The 18,793-nt window shown below is 70.7% G+C and carries 12 protein-coding genes; 8 read left to right on the top strand and 4 right to left on the bottom strand.

The window, feature by feature from the left end:
• The first annotated feature begins 323 nt into the window (after positions 1-323).
• The 3 genes from V6U90_RS12790 to V6U90_RS12780 all read left to right on the top strand — a co-directional run bounded on the left by V6U90_RS12790 (position 324) and on the right by V6U90_RS12780 (position 2,796).
• Positions 324-1,979, top strand: a complete 1,656-nt coding sequence (locus tag V6U90_RS12790; RefSeq protein ID WP_334434885.1) for a sodium:solute symporter family protein — start codon at positions 324-326, stop codon at positions 1,977-1,979.
• Positions 1,980-2,010: 31 nt separating this feature from the next.
• The gene (locus V6U90_RS12785; protein WP_334434883.1) at positions 2,011-2,370 is read left to right on the top strand and encodes a hypothetical protein; all 360 of its coding nucleotides are present in this window, start codon (positions 2,011-2,013) and stop codon (positions 2,368-2,370) included.
• Between the two features lie 69 nt (positions 2,371-2,439).
• Positions 2,440-2,796, top strand: coding sequence for a hypothetical protein (locus V6U90_RS12780; protein WP_334434881.1), 357 nt, complete (start codon positions 2,440-2,442; stop codon positions 2,794-2,796).
• A gap of 75 nt (positions 2,797-2,871) precedes the next feature.
• On the opposite strand, the gene V6U90_RS12775 is transcribed toward V6U90_RS12780, so the two are convergent.
• Entirely contained in the window at positions 2,872-4,668 is a 1,797-nt protein-coding gene (locus V6U90_RS12775; protein ID WP_334434879.1) for a glycoside hydrolase family 6 protein, read from the bottom strand.
• A gap of 564 nt (positions 4,669-5,232) precedes the next feature.
• Between V6U90_RS12775 and V6U90_RS12770 the strand changes: the two genes are divergently transcribed.
• From V6U90_RS12770 to V6U90_RS12755, 4 genes are all read left to right on the top strand, one after another.
• Entirely contained in the window at positions 5,233-6,168 is a 936-nt protein-coding gene (locus V6U90_RS12770) for a hypothetical protein (protein ID WP_334434877.1), read from the top strand.
• A 4-nt stretch (positions 6,169-6,172) separates the two neighbouring features.
• On the top strand, positions 6,173-6,865 hold the full coding sequence (locus V6U90_RS12765; protein ID WP_334434875.1) for a class F sortase: 693 nt from the start codon (positions 6,173-6,175) through the stop codon (positions 6,863-6,865).
• A gap of 262 nt (positions 6,866-7,127) precedes the next feature.
• A complete protein-coding gene (locus tag V6U90_RS12760; RefSeq protein ID WP_334434873.1) occupies positions 7,128-7,832 on the top strand; it encodes a hypothetical protein in 705 nt (234 codons plus the stop codon).
• Entirely contained in the window at positions 7,816-8,544 is a 729-nt protein-coding gene (locus tag V6U90_RS12755; RefSeq protein ID WP_442933576.1) for a class F sortase, read from the top strand. The genes V6U90_RS12760 and V6U90_RS12755 overlap by 17 nt, the downstream gene beginning before the upstream one ends.
• 413 nt (positions 8,545-8,957) lie before the next feature.
• Here V6U90_RS12755 and V6U90_RS12750 read toward each other — a convergent pair whose 3' ends face one another.
• On the bottom strand, positions 8,958-14,009 hold the full coding sequence (locus V6U90_RS12750) for an NAD-glutamate dehydrogenase (protein WP_334434867.1): 5,052 nt from the start codon (positions 14,007-14,009) through the stop codon (positions 8,958-8,960).
• Positions 14,010-14,306: 297 nt separating this feature from the next.
• Here V6U90_RS12750 and V6U90_RS12745 point away from each other — a divergent pair, with 297 nt between their 5' ends.
• Entirely contained in the window at positions 14,307-16,262 is a 1,956-nt protein-coding gene (locus tag V6U90_RS12745; protein WP_334434864.1) for a penicillin-binding transpeptidase domain-containing protein, read from the top strand.
• Positions 16,263-16,570: 308 nt separating this feature from the next.
• Here V6U90_RS12745 and V6U90_RS12740 read toward each other — a convergent pair whose 3' ends face one another.
• Together V6U90_RS12740 and V6U90_RS12735 are read right to left on the bottom strand one after the other, a co-directional pair.
• The gene (locus V6U90_RS12740; protein WP_334434861.1) at positions 16,571-17,689 is read right to left on the bottom strand and encodes an arginase family protein; all 1,119 of its coding nucleotides are present in this window, start codon (positions 17,687-17,689) and stop codon (positions 16,571-16,573) included.
• Between the two features lie 99 nt (positions 17,690-17,788).
• Complete coding sequence (locus tag V6U90_RS12735; RefSeq protein ID WP_334434858.1) at positions 17,789-18,706, bottom strand: tetratricopeptide repeat protein; 918 nt, start codon at positions 18,704-18,706, stop codon at positions 17,789-17,791.
• Positions 18,707-18,793 lie beyond the last annotated feature (87 nt).

The following is an 18,793-nucleotide window of genomic DNA, read 5'->3' as shown; positions in this document are numbered from 1 at the left end:
GTCAAGGCGATCGAGAAGGCCAACGACCGGGCCACCCGTAGGGCGCGCGGCGACTGACCCGCGCCCGCCCTGCCGATCATGGAGTTGTGGTGGGAACATAAGCCCCACCGGGCCGCATAACGCCCACCACAACTCCATGATCCACGGGGTACACCCGTGGACGCGAACCGGGGGGTCACCAACCGGCTGGGGGTGCCTCCAGGTGCACCGCACCGGGGCGACCGGCGTACCGGCAGCCACACCAACCAACGCCTTCGGGAGTAAAATCCTGCACAGAGGGTAGTACCGCCGATACCTGTCGATGCCGGGCGAAGGGTGACAGGATGGGCGGCGGACTGCGGCTGGACATGAACGCGCTGGACTACACGATCCTGGCGCTCTACTTCGTCACCGTCCTCGGCGTCGGTTTCGCCGCCAGACGCGCCATCCGGACCAGCGTCGACTTCTTCCTCTCCGGCCGGTCGCTACCGGCCTGGGTGACCGGGCTCGCCTTCGTCTCGGCGAACCTGGGCGCGCTGGAGATCATCGGCATGGCCGCGAACGGCGCCCAGTACGGCATGATGACGCTGCACTACTACTGGATCGGCGCGGTGCCGGCGATGGTCTTCCTCGGCATCGTGATGATGCCGTTCTACTACGGCTCCCGGGTGCGCAGCGTCCCGGAATACCTGCGGCTCCGGTTCAACCGCCCGACGCACCTGCTCAACGCCGTCAGCTTCGCGGTCGCCCAGGTGCTCATCGCCGGGGTGAACCTCTACGCGCTCGCCCTGATCATGCAGGCGCTGTTGGGCTGGCCGCTCGGGGTGGCCGTCGTGGTCGGCGCGGCGATCGTGCTGACGTACATCACCATCGGCGGGCTCTCCGGCGCCATCTACAACGAGGTACTCCAGTTCTTCGTCATCGTGGCCGGGCTCATCCCGATCACCGTGCTCGGCCTGGCCAAGGTGGGCGGGGTGGGCGGGCTGATGGACGCGGTCCGCGACTCGCGGCTCGGCGAGGCCGGCCTGCACACCTGGGCGGACACCGGGGGCAGCGCCAACCCGCTCGGCGCCCATTGGATCGGTATCGTCTTCGGGCTCGGTTTCGTGCTCTCGTTCGGCTACTGGACGACGAACTTCGCCGAGGTGCAGCGGGCGCTGTCCGCCCGCAACATGAGCGCCGCCCGGCGTACCCCGATCATCGCCGCGTACCCGAAACTGCTGATCCCGGCGGTGACCGTGATCCCCGGGCTGATCGCCCTGGTCACCGTCGAAGGGCTGGGTGCGGAGAGCGGGGACCTCCAGTACAACAACGCGGTCCCGCTGCTGATGCGGGACCTGCTGCCCAACGGCGTACTCGGGGTCGCGGTGACCGGCCTGCTCGCCTCGTTCATGGCCGGCATGGCGGCGAACGTCAGCGGCTTCAACACCGTCTTCACGTACGACATCTGGCAGGCGTACGTGCACCGGGACCGGCCTGACGAGTACTACCTGCGGGTCGGCCGGCTGGCCACCATCGGGGGTGTGCTCATCGGTATCGGTACGGCGTTCATCGCCGCCGGGTTCAGCAACATCATGAACTACATCCAGGCGCTCTTCTCGCTGTTCAACGCCCCGCTCTTCGCCACCTTCATCATCGGCATGTTCTGGAAGCGGATGACCCCGCTGGCCGGCTTCTGGTCACTGCTGGTCGGCACCCTGGGCTCGCTCGCGACCTACCTGCTCTACAAGGGCGGGGTGCTGCACTTCGACTCCGACCTGGAGGAGAGCTTCTGGGGCGCCGGCATCGCGTTCGCCCTGGTGGTGGTGGTCGCGGGGGTGCTCACCCCGTTGACCAGGCCCAAACCCGACCGGGAGTTGCACGGTCTGGTGTACGGGTTGGGTGGGGTGGACCGGGACGGCGACATGCTCACCGGGGACCGGGCCTGGTACCGCTCGCCGGCACTGCTCGGCGGCATCGTGCTGCTGCTCTCCGCACTGCTCTACCTGCCGGTCTTCTGAGACCGGTCGGGTCCGAGGAAGGGGTGGACCGTTGACCGACGAAACCGGGCCGTCGACCGGCAACACCGGGCCGGCACCCGACGAACTCGTCGTCGAGACCGAACAGGAACGCCGGCGGTCGGCTGCGGCCCGGCTGTTCGACATCCGGCGGGTGATCGGTGGGCTCTTCGTGGTGTATGGGCTGATCGTCACCACCGTCGGCTTCCTCGACGGCCGGGCGGCGCTGGACAAGGCCCAGGGGGTACGCATCAACCTCTGGTCCGGTCTCGGGATGCTCGCGCTCGGTCTGCTCTTCCTGCTCTGGCAGTGGCTGCGGCCGGCGGAGCCCCGGTCGGCCGCCCCCGGGGACGGGCCGGACGACGGCGGGCATGGCGCGCCCCATCCCGGGTAGCCAATCCGGAAGGAGAAGCGCGCACCTGCCGGCGCCCGTCGGCGCCCGTACGGACAGGAGGGCGACATCATGACCGAACGTGACCGGCCGCTGGAGGAAAGCCCCGAGGTGGCCGCGGCGGTGGACGACGAGACCACGGTGCCGCAGTTGGTGACCGGCGGCGGGCCGGACGCGGAATCCCCCGCCTTCAGCGAGCCGGGGACGTCGGCCGGTGAGTTCCCGCCCACCGAGGAGATCATCGGCGACCCGTACGGCGCCGGCTCACCGGGCGGCGGGAGCAACATCCGTACCGGCGGGGAGCAGCCCTGGGATCCGGAGGATCTCGCCGCCGCGCGGGGCCAGGACCCCACCCCGGCGAACGTCGAGCGGGCCCGGCAGGACCTGGCCCGGGAGGGGCAGGCCGCGGTGGAGAAGACCGTGCCGTGACCCCGGACGGGACGGGCGCCCCCGGTCCGTGGACCGGGGGCGCCCCTGTGCGGTGCTGGTGGTACGGGGTGCTGCTCAGGAGAGCGGCGGGTACGCGTTCTGCATGAGCTGCGCGAACTGGGCCGGGAACCAGGCGCCGGAGATCGGCGCGTTGGGCAGGGCACCGCTCATGCTGTTGCCGTTACGGGCGTTACCGGTGTAGGTCGGGTCGCACATCCGGTCGAAGCCCTTGCCCTCGTCGTTCGGGATGTACTCGCTGGAGCCGTCCGACTCACCCGGGGGCTTGATCCAGACGTAGGCGTCGATGCCCGGCTCCGGGGCGGCCTTCGGGCGCTCGCCCAGTCCGGCGCCGGACTGGTTGCACCAGTTACCGGCGTGGATCCGCCGGTCGATGCGGCCACCGTTGACGTAGGCGTCCACGCTCGTCAGCGGGCCAGGGCCGGTGGGCCGGGCCGAGCCACCCCAACCGTTGCGGGAGGTGTCGATCAGCATGCCGATCTTGGAGTCGAAGCCCTTGGAGACGAGCTCGTTACGGAACGCCTGGGCGAACGACAGCTCGTCCACGTAGTAGTTCCAGTCGACCCACTTGGACTGACGCACGGTGGTGCCGTTGACGGTGTCGGTGACCTTGAAGTTGGTCTCCTTCAGCGCCGAGTAGTTCGCCGTGTTGACGATGAAGCCGTGCACGTTGTTGACGGTGCTGCCGGAGGCGACAGCGGCGTCCTTCAGGATCTGGGCGGTGGGGCTGAAGTTGCTGTCCCAGCCGATCCAGCCGTGGTGCGCGGCGTCGATGTAGTTGTAGACGTTGCCGATCGCACCGAGCTTGTCCAGCGCGTACCCGATGCCGTTGACGTAGGCACCGTTCGCCTTCACGGTGTCACACATCGCGGTCCCGCCCGGCTGGCCGGAGGTGTTGGTCACCAGGTTCGGCAGCGAGTCGATCTCGATGATGTTGATGATCCGCAGGCTGCGATACTTCGGGTCGCCCTGGATCGCGGCGATCGGGTCGATGTACTCGGCCTTGTAGCGCGGCAGCTCCTCCGGGCGCAGCTCACCGTTGGAGGCCAGCGCGGCGCAGTCCCGGCCGGGCAGGTTGTAGATGACGAACTGGATGTAACCGGCACCCTGGGCCAGGGCCCTGTCCAGGTGGTCCCGGACACCCATCGCGCCGTTGGAGCTGCTGTTGTCGGTGCCGTTGATGGCGGCGATCCGGTCGATCCAGACGGCGGTCGGGTTGTTGGAGACCCGGTTACCGCCGGCCACCGACTCGGCCTTGGCCTTCCACTCCGGGTTCACGTAACCCGGTACCCCGACGTAGGGGTTGTCCACCCGGGTGCCCTGGGTGGGCGTGGGGGTCGGGGTGGTCGGGCTCGGCGTGGGGTCCGTCGGCGTCGGCGTCGGCGTCGGGGTGGTCGGCGTCGGCGACGCGCTGGTCGGCGTGGTGCCACCGTTGCAGACCACACCGTTCAGGGTGAACGAGGCCGGCTTCGGGTTGCTGCCGCTCCACAGGCCGCTGAAACCGATGTTGGTGGAGGCGCCGGAGGCCAACGAACCGTTCCAGCCCAGGTCCTTCGCGGTGACCTGGCTGCCGCTCTGGGCCCAGGTCGCCGACCAGCCACCCTGTACCCGCTGACCGCTGTCGGGGAAGGTGAAGCCGAGGGTCCAGCCGTTGACCGCGTCGCCGAGGTTCTTGATGGTGACGCTGGCGGTGAAGCCGCCCTGCCAGTCGTTCGTCGTGTACTGCACCTCGCAGCCGGCGGCCGCGTGGGCCATGGTGACCGGCAGGGTGACCATACCCCCCGCGACCAGCGCACTCGCGCCGGCGAGCGCGATCGCCCGGCGTCGGCCGGACACGTTTCTCCAGAAACTCATTACCACTGATCTCCTTGGGCGAGACCGGACCCGGAACGGGACCGGCACGACCGCCTGACGGACGTCACTCTGGGGACGGATCCGCGGCGCGTCATCGGGTGTGGTGGGTTGCCCGAGCCCGGACGGGCAGCAGTGATGGGTGGTGCCGGCCGATTGCCCTTCGGCCGTGTGGGACGCCGTCCGGAAGAAACCGGTTGCCCTCGGCGTCGACTGCGCGGTGTGGCTCCCCTACGCAGTGCCCAGATTCTTGCATGGGAGCGCTTCCAAGACAACACCCGATCCGCATCGACCAGGCAGAGATGGCCGTGAACAGCCCAGAAAGGCCTGGTCCGAAGCGAACCGGCAGCCGGGGACCGGGCCGCCCAAAGAGTACCCCGCAGGACGCATTCGACCCGGCCGGTGGGAGACCTCTGCCCCCGGCGCAGAAGGTTCGTACCCGGGCCAAGGTCTTGGACAGGTGAAAACATGGATTAACACGACCGAAACTCACAAAAGCTCTACGCTCGGTGATGGCTCGGCTGCCGTCGAGCCCCACGGCTAGAGGGGATGGAGTGACCCGAAGTCATGTCTAAGAAGTTCCTCAGCAGGGTGATCGCCGGTGCGGCGCTGGGTGGGGTGGCCCTGTTCGCTGCCCCCGCAGCGGCACAGGCGGAGGTAGTACCGCCGCAGACGGATGGCCGGCACCACGAGCACGGCACCCACCAGCGCGGCCACCTCGGTACCTGGCCACCCACGGTCAGCCCCGGTCAACGCGCGAAACTCTTCTTGGTCTGCCACACACCACAGCGGCATCCCTGGGCCTGGTCGTCGGTCACCGGCAAGCTGCGGTTGAAACCACTGCCGACCGGGGGCGACCGGGACTACGAGAACTGGAAGAAGCACTGGCACCCGGACTGGAAGCCGGACTGGAATCCGACGCCCCGACCTCCGGCACCGCCCACCGACGGACCGACCCAGCCACCGGCACCGCCCACCGACGGACCGACCCGACCTCCGGCACCGCCCACCGACGGACCGACCCAGCCACCGGCACCGCCCACCGACTGGCCGACCCAGCCACCGGCACCGCCCACCGACCAGCCCACGGCCCAGCCGGAGCCCACAATCCAGCCGAACGACCAACTGCCGGACACCGAGCAGCCACCCGCACCGGCCGGTGCGGGCGCGGGCGTCATGACGCCCGACCAGCCCACCGCAAACCCGGCTGACTTCGGGCACGACGCGGCGCAGCGGGCCCACGGCGGCTACGTCTACTGGACCAGCTTCGAGGTGCCGAGGCACACGAAGCCGGGGCGCTACGAACTCAAGGGGTCCTGCGGTCGGGGCGAACTGATCGTCGCACCGCTCGGCTGGGTCGACGGCGGTGACGGCGGCTCGACCCGTACCGGGATGGCCAGCGAGACCGGCCTGGCCACGGGTGGGGCCACCCTGCTGGGTGCCGCCGCACTCGGTGGTCTCCTGTTGGTACGTCGCCGCCGTACCGGTGACTACCTCAGCTAACTGGATGACGAGGGGAGCCGGCGGCCGTCACGGATCACCGTGGCGCGCCGCCGGCATCCTGATCGTCATCCTGCTGACCCTGGCCGGGGCGGGCCTCACCGGCCTGGCGCTCACCGCACCCGACCCGGTGACCCCGCCACAGCCGGCCGCCGGAGCCGATCTCGATGCCCCGTTGCCCGCACCGCCGCCGGACGCCGCCGACCCGGACCTCGCCGAGGGCGGGCGATCCGCCGATCCCGGTCTGCCCCGCTCGGCTCCGGTGCTCGTCACCATCGAGCGGATCAAGGTACGGGCCAACGTGCTCCTGCTCGGCGTCCGGGATGACGGCACCGTCGAGGTGCCCCCGATGAGCCAGGCGCACCTGGCCGGCTGGTACGGCCGGGGGCCGAGCCCGGGCGAGATCGGCAATGCGGTGCTGATGGGACACGTCGACTCGGCAGAACTCGGGCCGGCGGTCTTCTTCCGGCTCGGTGAACTGGCCGCCGGGGACCGGATCCTGGTGACCCGCCAGGACCGCAGCGTAGTGGAGTTCCGGGTGGACGCCGTGCGGTCGTACCCGAAGAACGCCTTCCCCACCGCACTGGTGTACGGACCGTCCGACCGGGCGGGGCTTCGCCTGGTCACCTGCGGCGGCACCTTCGACAGACAACAGAACACCTACCTGAACAACGTCATCGTCTTCGCCACCCGGGTCTGACCTGGGCCTTCGCCGGCCGAACCGTGCGGATCCGCCGCACACCGCCGGCAACCCGGCTTACCCGCCAACCGGGCTCGCACCGGCAGATCATCCGCTAACAAACCGCTAAGGGAGGCAACACCCGATATACCCCCTACCACAGCTAACGACCGCCGAGACGAATTCAGGGCAAGTGCCGGAAAAACCTGATGAAAGCTCATGAACTCGTTAACGTCGGTCGTAGCTCGTCAAACGCGAGCAATAGTCACAAGAGGGGGAAGTCATGGCAAAGAAGTTCCTCGGCAAGCTGGTCGTCGGTGCCGCGCTGGGCGGTGCGGCCCTGCTCGTCAGCGCGCCCGGCATCGCGCTCGCCGACCAGGCTCCGGCTCCCCACAAGTGGGGCAAGATCTTCACCGAGCCGGCGACCGTCCACCCGGGCCAGCGCATCGAGATCGTCCAGATCTGCTCCGAGGCGCAGGAGCACGCCAAGGCGTGGTCCAAGGTGACCGGCGAGGTCAAGTTGCACCCGGCACCCCACCACAGGGGGGAGCCGGGCGGCCAGCCCGGTGGCGAGAACGGTGACGACCACAGGGGTGGCCGGCCGGGTAGCGAAAACGGTGACGACCACAAGGGTGGCCGGCCGGGTAGCGAGAACGGTGGCGAGAACGGTCGCGAAAGCGGTGCCGAGAACGGAGACGAGCACAAGGGCGGCAAGGGTGGCAGCGACACCGGGTCCGAGCACCGGAAGTTCGTCTACACCGGTGAGGCCCAGGTCGACCGGCACGCCCGCCCGGGGACGTACGAGCTGAAGGGCTCGTGCGCCGTCGGTGAGATCGTTGTCGCCCCGCGCGGCCACGTCGAGGGTGGTGACGGTGGCGCGACCACCAGCACCGGCATGGCGGCCGGCGGAATCGGCCTGGTGGCGGCGGCTGCGCTCGGCAGCATGCTGGTGCTGCGGCGGCGTCAGGCCGATGGAACTCCGGCCTGATCCGGTGACGAGGGGAGTCGGCGGCCCACGCGGAGTTCCGCGTCGGGCCGTCGGCCTCGCGCTCGTCACCCTCTTCGCGCTGGTGGGGATCTTCGGTGCCGGCCTGGTCGTGGCCGCGTTCACCAGGCCGGCACCCAGACCCCCGCAACCGGTCTCCGAAGCCGCCCCGACCCGGTTCGCGCCGGCACCGGATGCCGGGGGCGCTGGCGCCACGTCGACACCGGCCGTTCCGGCCGCGCCGGCCGCGCCGGTCGGCCTTGATCGGTCCGACCCGACCCGGGTACGGATCCCCCGGATCGGGGTCAACGCCGACATCATGTCGCTCGGGGTGAACCCGGACGGCAGCGTCGAGGTACCGCCGCTCAAGCAGGCGGACCGGGCCGGTTGGTACCAGTTCGGACCGAGCCCGGGCGAGATCGGCAGTGCGGTCATCGTCGGGCACGTCGACTCGAAGGAACTCGGCCCGGCCGTCTTCTTCAAGCTCGGCGCGCTGCGCCCCGGCGACACCATCCAGGTCAGCCGGAAGGACGGAAAGGTGGTGACGTTCACGGTCGACGGGGTGAAGGCGTTCCCGAAGGCGTCCTTCCCCACCGACCTGGTGTACGCCGCCGCACCCAACACGGCACTGCGCCTGGTGACCTGTGGTGGCACCTTCGACAAGAAGAAGCGCACCTACCTCGACAACGTCGTCGTCTTCGCCAGCGTGCGGTGAGCCGCCGCACCGTGAAGCCGCGCACCGTGAGCCGCCGCACGGCGGACCCCGGGCAGGTGCGGGGAAGGGCCCCTTCTTAAGCGCTCGTTGTTAAGAAGGGGCCCTTCCTCTACCGAAAGCGTTAAGCGGGGGCCCTTCCTTACACCCAGTTCGGGTGGTAGAGGTCACTGACCGCCCCGTGGAGCAGGTCGCCCGGTCCTGCGCTTCAGCCCGGCAGCCTGGCGGGCGTTCGTCGCCGCCACCGGGCGCCCCTGACCGACCTCGAGTCCGCTGACGAGCGTGATACCTCCCAGTCATAAAAATGACTGGGAGGTATCACGCTCACCACAACGACACGCCCCCGATCCGGACCGGCCGAGACGGATCCGTGAGCCGGCTGCTATCCGGCGGCCGGATGCGGGTCGGCCGGCCGGTCAGGTGGCGGCGGAGGTCCGGACCAGGGTACGGATCTGTCGCAGCAGCACCGACAGGGCGGCCAGATCAGCCCGGGACTCGTCGAACTCCCCCATCGCCCGGTGCGCCCGGCTGATCGAGGTGGCGTTCGACTGCTCCCACTCGTGCACCCGGTCCGCCGCCGGCAACTCCGCCGGTGTCGAACCGAGCACCTCGGCGGTGAGCGCGGCCAGAGCGGCGTACAGGTCGTACCGCAGGGCCATCCGGGCCAGGGTCTGCCAGCGGTCCTCCCGGGGCAGCAGGGAGATCTTCGACAGCAGGGAGTCCACCCGGAACCGGTCGGAGAGGACGAAGTAGACCGAAGCCACCTCGCCGACGTCCCGCCCGGTCTGAGCTGCGGTCTCCACCACGTCGAGCAGCCCGAAGCTGTACATCAACCGGGTGGACGTCTCGGCCAGCTCCCGGGGCAGCCCCCGCCCGATCATCATCTCGATGTGCTCGGCCAGCGCCTCCCGCTCCGCGCCGTAGAAGAGGTTGCCCAGTTCCGGCAGGAGCCCGGACACACCGTCGCGCAGCCGGGCGATCTCGGCGGGCACGTCGATCGGCGAACGCCGGTTGGTCACCAGCCAGCGCACCGCCCGGTCCAGCAGCCGCCGGCTGTCCAGGTAGACCGTGGTCTGCAACTCCGGCGGCACCCGGTTATCCAGCGCCTCGACCGCGTCCCACAGCTCCCGCAGCCTGAAGACCTCCCGGACCACCACGTACGCCCGGATCACGTCCGCCGCCGAGGCCGCAGTCTCCTCGACCACCCGGTAGATGAAGGTGATCCCGCCCCGGTTGACCGCCTCGTTGACCAGAACCGTGGTCACGATGTCCCGGTTCAACCGGTGCTGGCCCATCCGGCCGGCGTACCGCTCCCGCAGCGGGGTCGGGAAGTAGTTGGTCAGCACCTCCGTCGTCCACGCCTCGTCGGGCAGCCCGTCGGTGAGGATCTCCCGCTCCAGCGCGATCTTGACGTACGCCAACAGCACCGCGAACTCCGGCGCGGTCAGCCCGGTGTCGGTCCGGACCGCCAGCTCCTCGTCCGCCGGCAACGCCTCCAGCTCGCGGTTGAGCACCCCGGACCGTTCCAGATCCGTGATCATCCGCCGGTGCACCGGCAGCAACGACGCCGCCTGGGCCTGCGCGTTGTTGATCGCCCGTGCCTGGTCGTAGTTGTCCCGCAGCACCAGCTCGGCGACCTCGTCGGTCATCTCGGCCAGCAGCTCGTCCCGCTCGGGCACGGTCAGGTCGCCGTCGGCGACCGCCGTACCGAGCAGGATCTTGATGTTGACCTCGTGGTCGGAGCAGTCCACCCCGGCCGCGTTGTCGATGAAGTCGGTGTAGATCCGGCCGCCCGACTGGGCGTACTCGATCCGGCCGACCTGGGTGAAGCCCAGGTTGCCGCCCTCACCGACCACCCGGCAGCGCAGGTCCCGGCCGTCGACCCGGATGGCGTCGTTGGACTTGTCGCCGACCTCGGCGTTCGTCTGGCTGGACGCCTTCACGTAGGTGCCGATGCCGCCGTTCCAGAACAGGTCCACCGGCGCGGTCAGGATGGCCTTCATCAGCTCCGCCGGGGACATGTTCGTCACCCCGTCGTCGAGGCCGAGCACCGCGCGGACCTGCGGCGTGATCGGCACCGACTTGGCGGTACGCGGGAAGACGCCACCCCCGGCGGAGATCAGCTCCTGGTTGTAGTCCCCCCACGACGAGCGCGGCAGGTCGAACAGCCGCTTCCGCTCGGCGTACGAGGTGGCCGCGTCCGGCGACGGGTCCAGGAAGATGTGCCGGTGGTCGAAGGCGGCCACCAGCCGGATGTGCTCCGACAGCAGCATCCCGTTACCGAACACGTCACCGGACATGTCACCCACACCGACCACGGTGAAGTCCTGGGTCTGGGTGTCGTGCCCCAACTCGCGGAAGTGCCGCTTCACCGACTCCCAGGCGCCCCGGGCGGTGATGCCCATCTTCTTGTGGTCGTACCCGGCGGAACCCCCGGAGGCGAACGCGTCCCCCATCCAGAAGTTGTGCGACACCGAGATCTCGTTGGCGATGTCGGAGAAGGTCGCGGTGCCCTTGTCCGCCGCCACCACCAGGTACGGGTCGTCGCCGTCGTGCCGGACCACGTCGACCGGCGGCACGATCTTCCCGCCGACGATGTTGTCGGTGACGTCCAGCAGGCCGGAAATGAAACCCTGGTAACAGGCAACCGCCTCGTCCCGGTCGCCGGGCTTCTGCTTGAGCACGAAGCCACCCTTGGCGCCCACCGGCACGATCACCGCGTTCTTCACCATCTGTGCCTTGACCAGGCCCAGCACCTCGGTACGGAAGTCCTCCCGCCGGTCGGACCAGCGCAGCCCACCCCGGGCCACCGACCCGAACCGCAGGTGCACCCCCTCGAACCGGGGCGAGTACACGAAGATCTCGTACTTCGGGCGGGGCTGCGGCAGATCCGGGATCGCCTGCGGGTCCAGCTTGAACGCCACGTACTCCTTCGGCCGCCCGTCGGAGCGACGCTGGAAGAAGCTGGTCCGCAGGGTGGCCTGGATCAGCGTCAGGTACGACCGCAGGATCCGGTCCTGGTCCAGGCTGGACACGTCGTCGAGCGCCTGCCCGATGCCGTCCACCAGCTCCCGGGCCCGCTGGCTGCGCGCCTCGGCGGCCAGCTCCAGGGTCGGCGAGAACCGCACCTCGAAGAGTTCCACCAGCAACGCCGCGATCGACGGGTACGCGATGAACGTCTGCTCCATGTAGTCCTGGGAGAAGACCGTCCCGGCCTGCCGCAGGTACTTCGCGTACGCCCGCAGCACCACCACCTGCCGCCAGGTCAGCCCGCCGCGCAGCACCAGCTCGTTGAAGCCGTCCACCTCGGCCTCGCCCCGCCAGGCCGCCGCGAAGGCGTTCTCCACGTGCGGGCGTACCTCGGCCAGGTCCTGGTGTCCCTCGGGCAGCCGCAGACCGAAGTCGTACAGCCAGATCCGGCCGTCGACCCGGTCCACCTCGTACGGGTGCTCGTCGACCACCCGTACGCCGAGCGAGTGCAGCACCGGCAGCACCGCGGAGAGCATCATCGGCTCGCCGTACCGGTACACCTTGAACCGGACGTTCAGCCCGTCGGTCTCCGGGATCCGGCCCGGCCGGGGCGCCTGCTGCCGGCGGAACAGGTGCATCTCCAGCTGGCCCGGCTCCTCCAGCAGCTCCAGCTTGGCCAAGTCCTTCATCGCCTCGTACGGCGTGTGACCGTCCTTGTAGCCCTCCGGGAAGGCGTCCGCGTACCGGGTGAACAGGTGCTTGGCCTGCTCGTCGCCGAGCTTGCGTTCCAGCACCAGCCGGTAGTCGTCGTCCCAGAGCCGGGTCGCGTCGGCCAGTTCCTCGGCCAGCAGGTCGGCGTCCACCTCGCCGGGCGGGCTGGCCGGATCGGTCCGCACGATGAAGTGCACCCGGGCCAGCATCGACTCGGTCACCCGGGTGGTGTAGTCCACCCCGACCCCGTTCAGCTCGCGGAGCAGGATCTCCTGCATCCGCAGCCGGTTCTGCGTGGTGAACCGGTCCCGGGGCAGGTAGATCAGGCAGGAGATGAACCGGCCGTAGCCGTCCCGGCGCAGGAACAGCCGCAACTGCCGGCGCCCGGCCATCCGTAGCACACCGACCGCCGCGTGGTACAGGTCGTCGGTCTTGATCTGGAACAGCTCGTCACGCGGGTACGTCTCCAGGATCTGGAGCAGGTCCTTGCCCGAGTGGCTGCGCTCGCTGAGCCCGGACCGTTCCATCACCTCGGCGACCTTCCGGCGCACGACCGGCAGTTCGCGTACGCTGGTCCGGTAGGCGGCGGTGGAGAACAGCCCCAGGAAACGCCGCTCGCCGACCACCTCCCCGGCCTCGTTGAAGACCTTGAAGCCGATGTAGTCGAGATAGGCCGACCGGTGCACGGTGGCCCGCGAGTTCGCCTTGGTGATGATGAGCAGGCGCTTCTCCAGCGCCTTCTGGTACGCCTCCGGAGTCATCGAGGACAGCGCCCGCGCCTCCGGACGGTCCTGCCGCAGGATGCCCAGCCCGGTACCGAGCACCGCCTCCAGCGCCTGCTCGCCACGCTCGTCGGCGGCCAGCCGGTACTCCCGGTAGCCGAGGAAGGTGAAGTGTTCGTTGGCCAGCCAGCGCAGCAGCTCGACCGAGTCGGTGATGTCCTTCTCCGGCACCGGGGGACGGTTCTCCGAGGTACGCGCCGCCGCCAGGTCGTCGGCGAGGGAGAGGGCCTGCTGGCGCATCTTCGGCCAGTCCTCGACCGCCTCCCGGACGTCGGTGAGCACCCGCTGCAACTCGCGGCGCAGCCCGTCCCGCTCCTTCGGGTCCCGGACCGGGTCGATCTCGATCCGCATCCAGCTCTCGACGATGTCCCCGTCGATCGCGTCGTCCGGTTCGACGTCGGCGGCCACCTCGGTCAGCCGGCCCAGCGGCTCCCGACGGACCACCACCAGCGGGTGCACCAGCAGGTGCAGGTCCAGGTGGTGGGCGGTGAGCAGGGCGGTGACCGAGTCCACCAGGAACGGCATGTCGTCGGTGACGATCTCGATGACCGTGTGCTGCTGCTCGGCGTCCGGTTCGTGGATGTGCAGCTTCAACTCGCCCGGTACCCGCTGCTGGGCCAGGTCCCGGTGCTCCCGGGCGGCGGCGAGCATCTCCTCGGCGGTGAAGCCGATCAGCTCCTCGTCCGGCGCGAACCGCCAGAACCGGTCCACCAGGGTCGCCGCGTCATGATCGTCCCCGGCCAACGCAACCGCCTGGGCGACCAGGCGCTCGGCGTTCGGTACCGGCTCGTCGAGCTCGGCGTCCTCCGCGTCGTCGGCGAGCGCCTCGGGCGGCAGGCCGAGATCGTACAGAGTGTCCAGGCTCGCACCGGAAACTCCGGTCACGCCACTGTGCAGGCGACTGCCGACGCCGTCGCCGTCGGTCGCCGAATCGAAGCTGTCGTCCCGGCTGGTGTCAACCTGCCGGAGATCGGGTCCCGGTTTGACTGCCGGACGCCGGTCCATCGGTGCCACTCCCCTCGACCCACCACGTTGTGGGTCACTCGCCGCTCAGCCTAGGCCCTCCCGATCACTTCGCCCCTCGGCGGACCACCAGCCGAGACGTCCGGACCCGGACTCTGGCCGTTCTCCCGTTGTGATACGGGGCCGGGGCAGGACGGGAGTACCCCTACCGGGCAGTTTCCTCACCTGATGGCGGGACACGGTTTCGTCGCACCCCTGGTCCGACCCGGGACAGCGGGCGGTCGTCGACCCGTACTACCGTCGGTTCCGGCCCGTACCGAAACGAAGGGATGGCCGAGCATGCGTCATGCGTACCCGATCCGTCGCCACCGCCCACCGCGGCTGCGCGCGGCGCTGGCGTGCCTCGCGCTGGCCGGTGCGGCGCTGGTCGGCTGCTCCAGCGGGGACGGGCCGGAGGACAGCGTGGACGCGTTCCTGTCCGGCTGGCGCTCCGGGAACCTGAACGCGGTCGGGTTCCGCAACCCGGCCGGCGACCGGGTCTCCGCCGACGAGGTGACCGGGCAGCTCCGTGAACTCACCGGCGGGCTGCCGAAGAGCCCACCGACGCTGAAACGGACCGGCGGTGCCACGGTCACCGGGAACACCGCGAACGCCACCATCCGGGTCGAGTGGGCGCTCCCCGGCGACGTGACCTGGGGGTACGACCGACCGGTCCGGCTGGTCCGGGGCGGCGACGACCGGTGGCAGGTCATCTGGGAGCCGCAACTGGTGCACGAGGGTCTGACCAGCGGGGACCGGCTGGCGGTCCGCCGGGACCCGGCACCCCGGGCGGCGGTGCTCGACGCCGCCGGTACCCCGATCGTGGCACCCCGACCGGTGGTGGTGGTCGGCGTCCAGCCCAACCAGGTCGAGGATCCCGGCGCCCTGGTCAAGAGCCTGAACTCGGCGTTCCGGGCGATCCGCCCCGCGCTGAACCCGCCGGTCGACCTGACCGACCTGCCGAAGCGGCTGGCGGCGGCCGGGCGGGGCGACTTCGTCGAGGTGGTCACCCTCCGTCGCGAGGCGTACCTTCAGATCAAACCCCGGATCTACGACCTGGCGGGAACCAAGTTCCGTGAGGAGCAACGGGACCTCGCCCCGACCCGCGAGTTCGCCCGGGCCGTGCTCGGCTCGGTCGACCCCGCGTTCAAGGAGGATCTGGCGGCGAAGCCGGACCGCTACGCGGCCGGTGACCTGGTGGGTCACGGCGGGTTGCAGGGCCGGTACGACGAGCGCCTACGCGGCCGGCCCGGGCTCAGCGTGGTGGTCAACCGCAAGGGACCGGAGGGGGCGGTGGCCCCGACCGGGGACGAGCTGTTCCGGGCCGAACCGAAGCCCGGTGAGCCGGTGCGCACCACCCTCGACGTGGCGACGCAGAACGCGGCCGACAGTGCGCTGCGCGCCGAGCGTCGGCGGGCCGCCCTGGTCGCGGTCCGGATCAGTGACGGGGCCGTCCTCGCCGCCGCCAACGGCCCCGGTCCGGCCGGCGAGAACCTGGCCTTCACCGCGCAGGTGCCGCCCGGGTCCACCTTCAAGATGGTCAGCGCGCTGGGCCTGCTGGACGCCGGGGCGGTCACCCTGGACGGGCCGGTCGCCTGCCCGGGGACCGTCACCGTAGACGGTCGGTCGTTCAAGAACTCCGACAACTTCGCCCTCGGTACCGTGCCCTTCCGGGTCGACTTCGCGAAGTCCTGCAACACCGCCTTCGCCGCTCTCGCGCCGAAGCTCGGGCCGGACGGACTGGCCGAGACGGGCCGTTCGCTCGGGCTGGAGGGCAAATGGGACCTCGGCCTGGACGCCTTCACCGGCCGGGTCTCCACCGGCGGGTCGGCCGCCGAACGGGCCGCCGCCGCGTTCGGGCAGGGCACCACCCAGGTCAGCCCGCTGGCCATGGCGTCGGCCACCGCGGCGGTCGCGCGTGGCCAGTGGCAGCAGCCGAAGCTCGTGCTGGATCCGGGGCCGGCTCAGCCGGCCCCGGCCGGGCCTCAGCTCAAGGCCGGCTCGGTCGACCTGCTGCGCACAATGATGCGCGAGGTGGTCACCCGGGGCACCGCGACGGCCCTGGCCGACGTGCCGGGCGGGCCGGTGCACGGCAAGACCGGCACCGCCGAGTACGACGACAACCCGGCCCACACCCACTCCTGGTTCGTGGGCTGGCAGGGCGATGTGGCCTTCGCGGTCTTCGTGGAGCAGGGCGGATCGAGTGCGGCGAGCGCGGTCCCGGCCATCGAGCGTTTCCTGCGCGCCCTGCGCTGATCCCACGGGTCGGCGCGCCACCCCGGCAGCGCTGCACCCCGGCAGCGCTGCACCCCGGCAGCGTGGCGGCCCGGCAGCGTGGCGGCCCGGCAGCGTGGCGGCCCGGCAGCGTGGCGGCCCGGCAGCGTGGCGGCCCGGCAGCGTGGCGGCCCGGCAGCGTGGCGGCCCGGCAGCGTGGCGGCGGGCCCGCTCGAAGATCGCCCTACTTACCGGAAGTAGGCCCTTCGGCGTCCACCGGAGAGCCCTCTTTCGGTGAAGTAGCGGGATCATCAAGTGGCGCAACCGTGAGCTGACCGGACACTGCCGGGTCAGCTCGCCACGATGCCGTCGAGCCCGGCTGGCGCGGTCGACCCCTCAACCGCACCGGGCTGGGTCGGCAGCAACGGGTGGGTCGGCCCGGTCCACCCGGTCGGCCGGTCCATCGGCCGGTCCATCGACGGGTTCGTCGGCCGGTCTGCCGACGGGTCCGTCGGCTGGTCGGCGCCACCGGCACCGGCCGGCGGCACGGCCCCCGGGGCGGAGACCGGGGCGAGCCCGGCCACCAGGGTCTCCACGATCTCGGCGGCGTACGCCCCGTCCGGGTCGTAGTCCGGGTCGAAGACGGTCAGCTCGACGCCGAGGCAGTGCGGGGTGTCCACCAGCCCGGCCAACAGGATCTCCAGCTCGGCGAAGGCGATCCCACCCGGGTCGGGCGCGTCGACGGCCGGCATCACCGCCGGGTCGAGCACGTCCACGTCGACGTGCACCCAGTAGCCGACACAGTCGGTGATCTGGTCGAGGGCCCACTGCGCGGTCCGGGCCGCACCCTCGGCGCGGAGCAGGGGTACCGGCCGGTTGATGATGCCGGCTGCCTGGAGGTCCAGCCGGTATTCGTCCTGTGCCCGGATGCCGAGCACCACCACGTCGATGTCCCGGAAGTACGGCCGGCGACCCTCGATCGCGGCCAGGTCGGCCTGCCCCCGGCCGGTCACCAGGGCCAGGTCCTCCCCCGCCGCCGCGCCCACGTACGACGCGTTGCCCGGGTGCCGGAAGTCGGAGTGCCCGTCGACGAAGACCAGCCCGATCCGGCCGCCCACCGCCTCACCGAGCCGGTGCATGGCCAGCGCCGACCCGAGCAGCACCGAGCAGTCCCCGCCGAGCACCAGGGGAAACTCCCCCCGGTCGATGATCCCGCCGATCCGTTCGGCCAGCGCCGTGGAGTAGGCGGCGATCTCCCGGGCGTGGCAGACGCCGTCGCCGGGGCGCCAGTCACCCGGGTCGTACCGGGGCGGCGTCAGACAGCCGGCGTCCCGGGCGCCGAGCCGGGTGAGCAGATCGTGGTCACGCAGGGCTCCCGGTGCCTTCGCGCAGCCCGGAACCGAGGTGGACGTCGGCGGCCGTAGGCCGAGGTTGGTCGGTGCGTCGAGGACGGCGATCCGGCGCGTCATGGGCTCCCGTCCTCGTGGTCCGGGCGGGCCGGCCGGGCCGGCCCGCGCAGTCGTCTAGGTCAAGGTCGCTACTGCCGGCTGGGTCAGGATCGCCGCTGCTCAGAAGAGTGCACTGGCGAGTGCCCGACGGGCGCCGGCCACGGCCGGATCGTCCGGGCCGGCGATGGTGAAGAGCGAGACGAGGTGCTGCCGGGTCCGCTCCCGCTCGTCGCCGGCGGTCCGTCGGACCACGGCGACCAGTCGGGCGTACGCCTGCTCGGCCTGGCCACTGAGCACCTCGATGTCGGCGGCGAGTAGTTGGGCGTCGACATCGTCCGGGTTCGCCTCGGCGGCGGCCAGCGCGCTGCCCGGATCGGCCCCGCTCACCCGCCGGGCCAGCGTGACATGGGCCAGGCCCGCCTCGGCCGCCTTGTCCGCCGGTGCCTCGGCGAGGATCTTCCGGTACGCCTGCTCGGCGGCGTCCAGGTCGCCGACCATCAGGGCGTCGTCCGCCTCGGCCATCCGCGGGTCCTCGGACGTGCTGACCTCGACCCCGCCGGCCTTGAGTACGGCGTCGAGCCACTGGCGGAGCTGGGCCTCCGGCACCACGCCGGAGAAGGCGTCGACCGGCTGACCGCCGACCACCGCGTAGACCATCGGGATGCCCTGTACGCGGAACATCTGCGCGAGACGCGGGTTGGCATCAACGTCGATCTTGGCGAGTACCCAGGCGCCGCCGCCCTCGATGGCGAGCCGCTCCAGGACCGGGGAGAGCTGCTTGCAGGGCTGGCACCACTCGGCCCAGAAGTCGACCACGACCGGTGTGGTCAGCGAGCGTTCGAGCACCTCGGACTGGAATGTCGCCTCGGTGACGTCGATCACCGTGACCGCTCCGCCGCCGCCCGGCACGGGGGCGGCGGGTGTACCGGCGGGAGCGCCGGTGGCGGGTCGGGCGGGGGTCGGTGCCGCGCTACGCAGCGCGCCGAGGTCTACCGCGCCGCGGGTGAAGATCGACGGGGTGATCCGTGGGTCGCTCATGGTTGTCTAGTCTCGCACGCGCGACGCCCAACGCAGACCAACCGTGGCAGCCACAAATGTGACTCTCGCGGCTGGTCGGAGCCGGTA

Source organism: Micromonospora sp. CPCC 206060, from assembly GCF_036906895.1.
Classification (GTDB): Bacteria; Actinomycetota; Actinomycetes; order Mycobacteriales; family Micromonosporaceae; genus Micromonospora.
The sequence above is the reverse complement of the archived record's forward strand: the minus strand, read 5'-3'. Positions and strand labels throughout refer to the sequence as shown.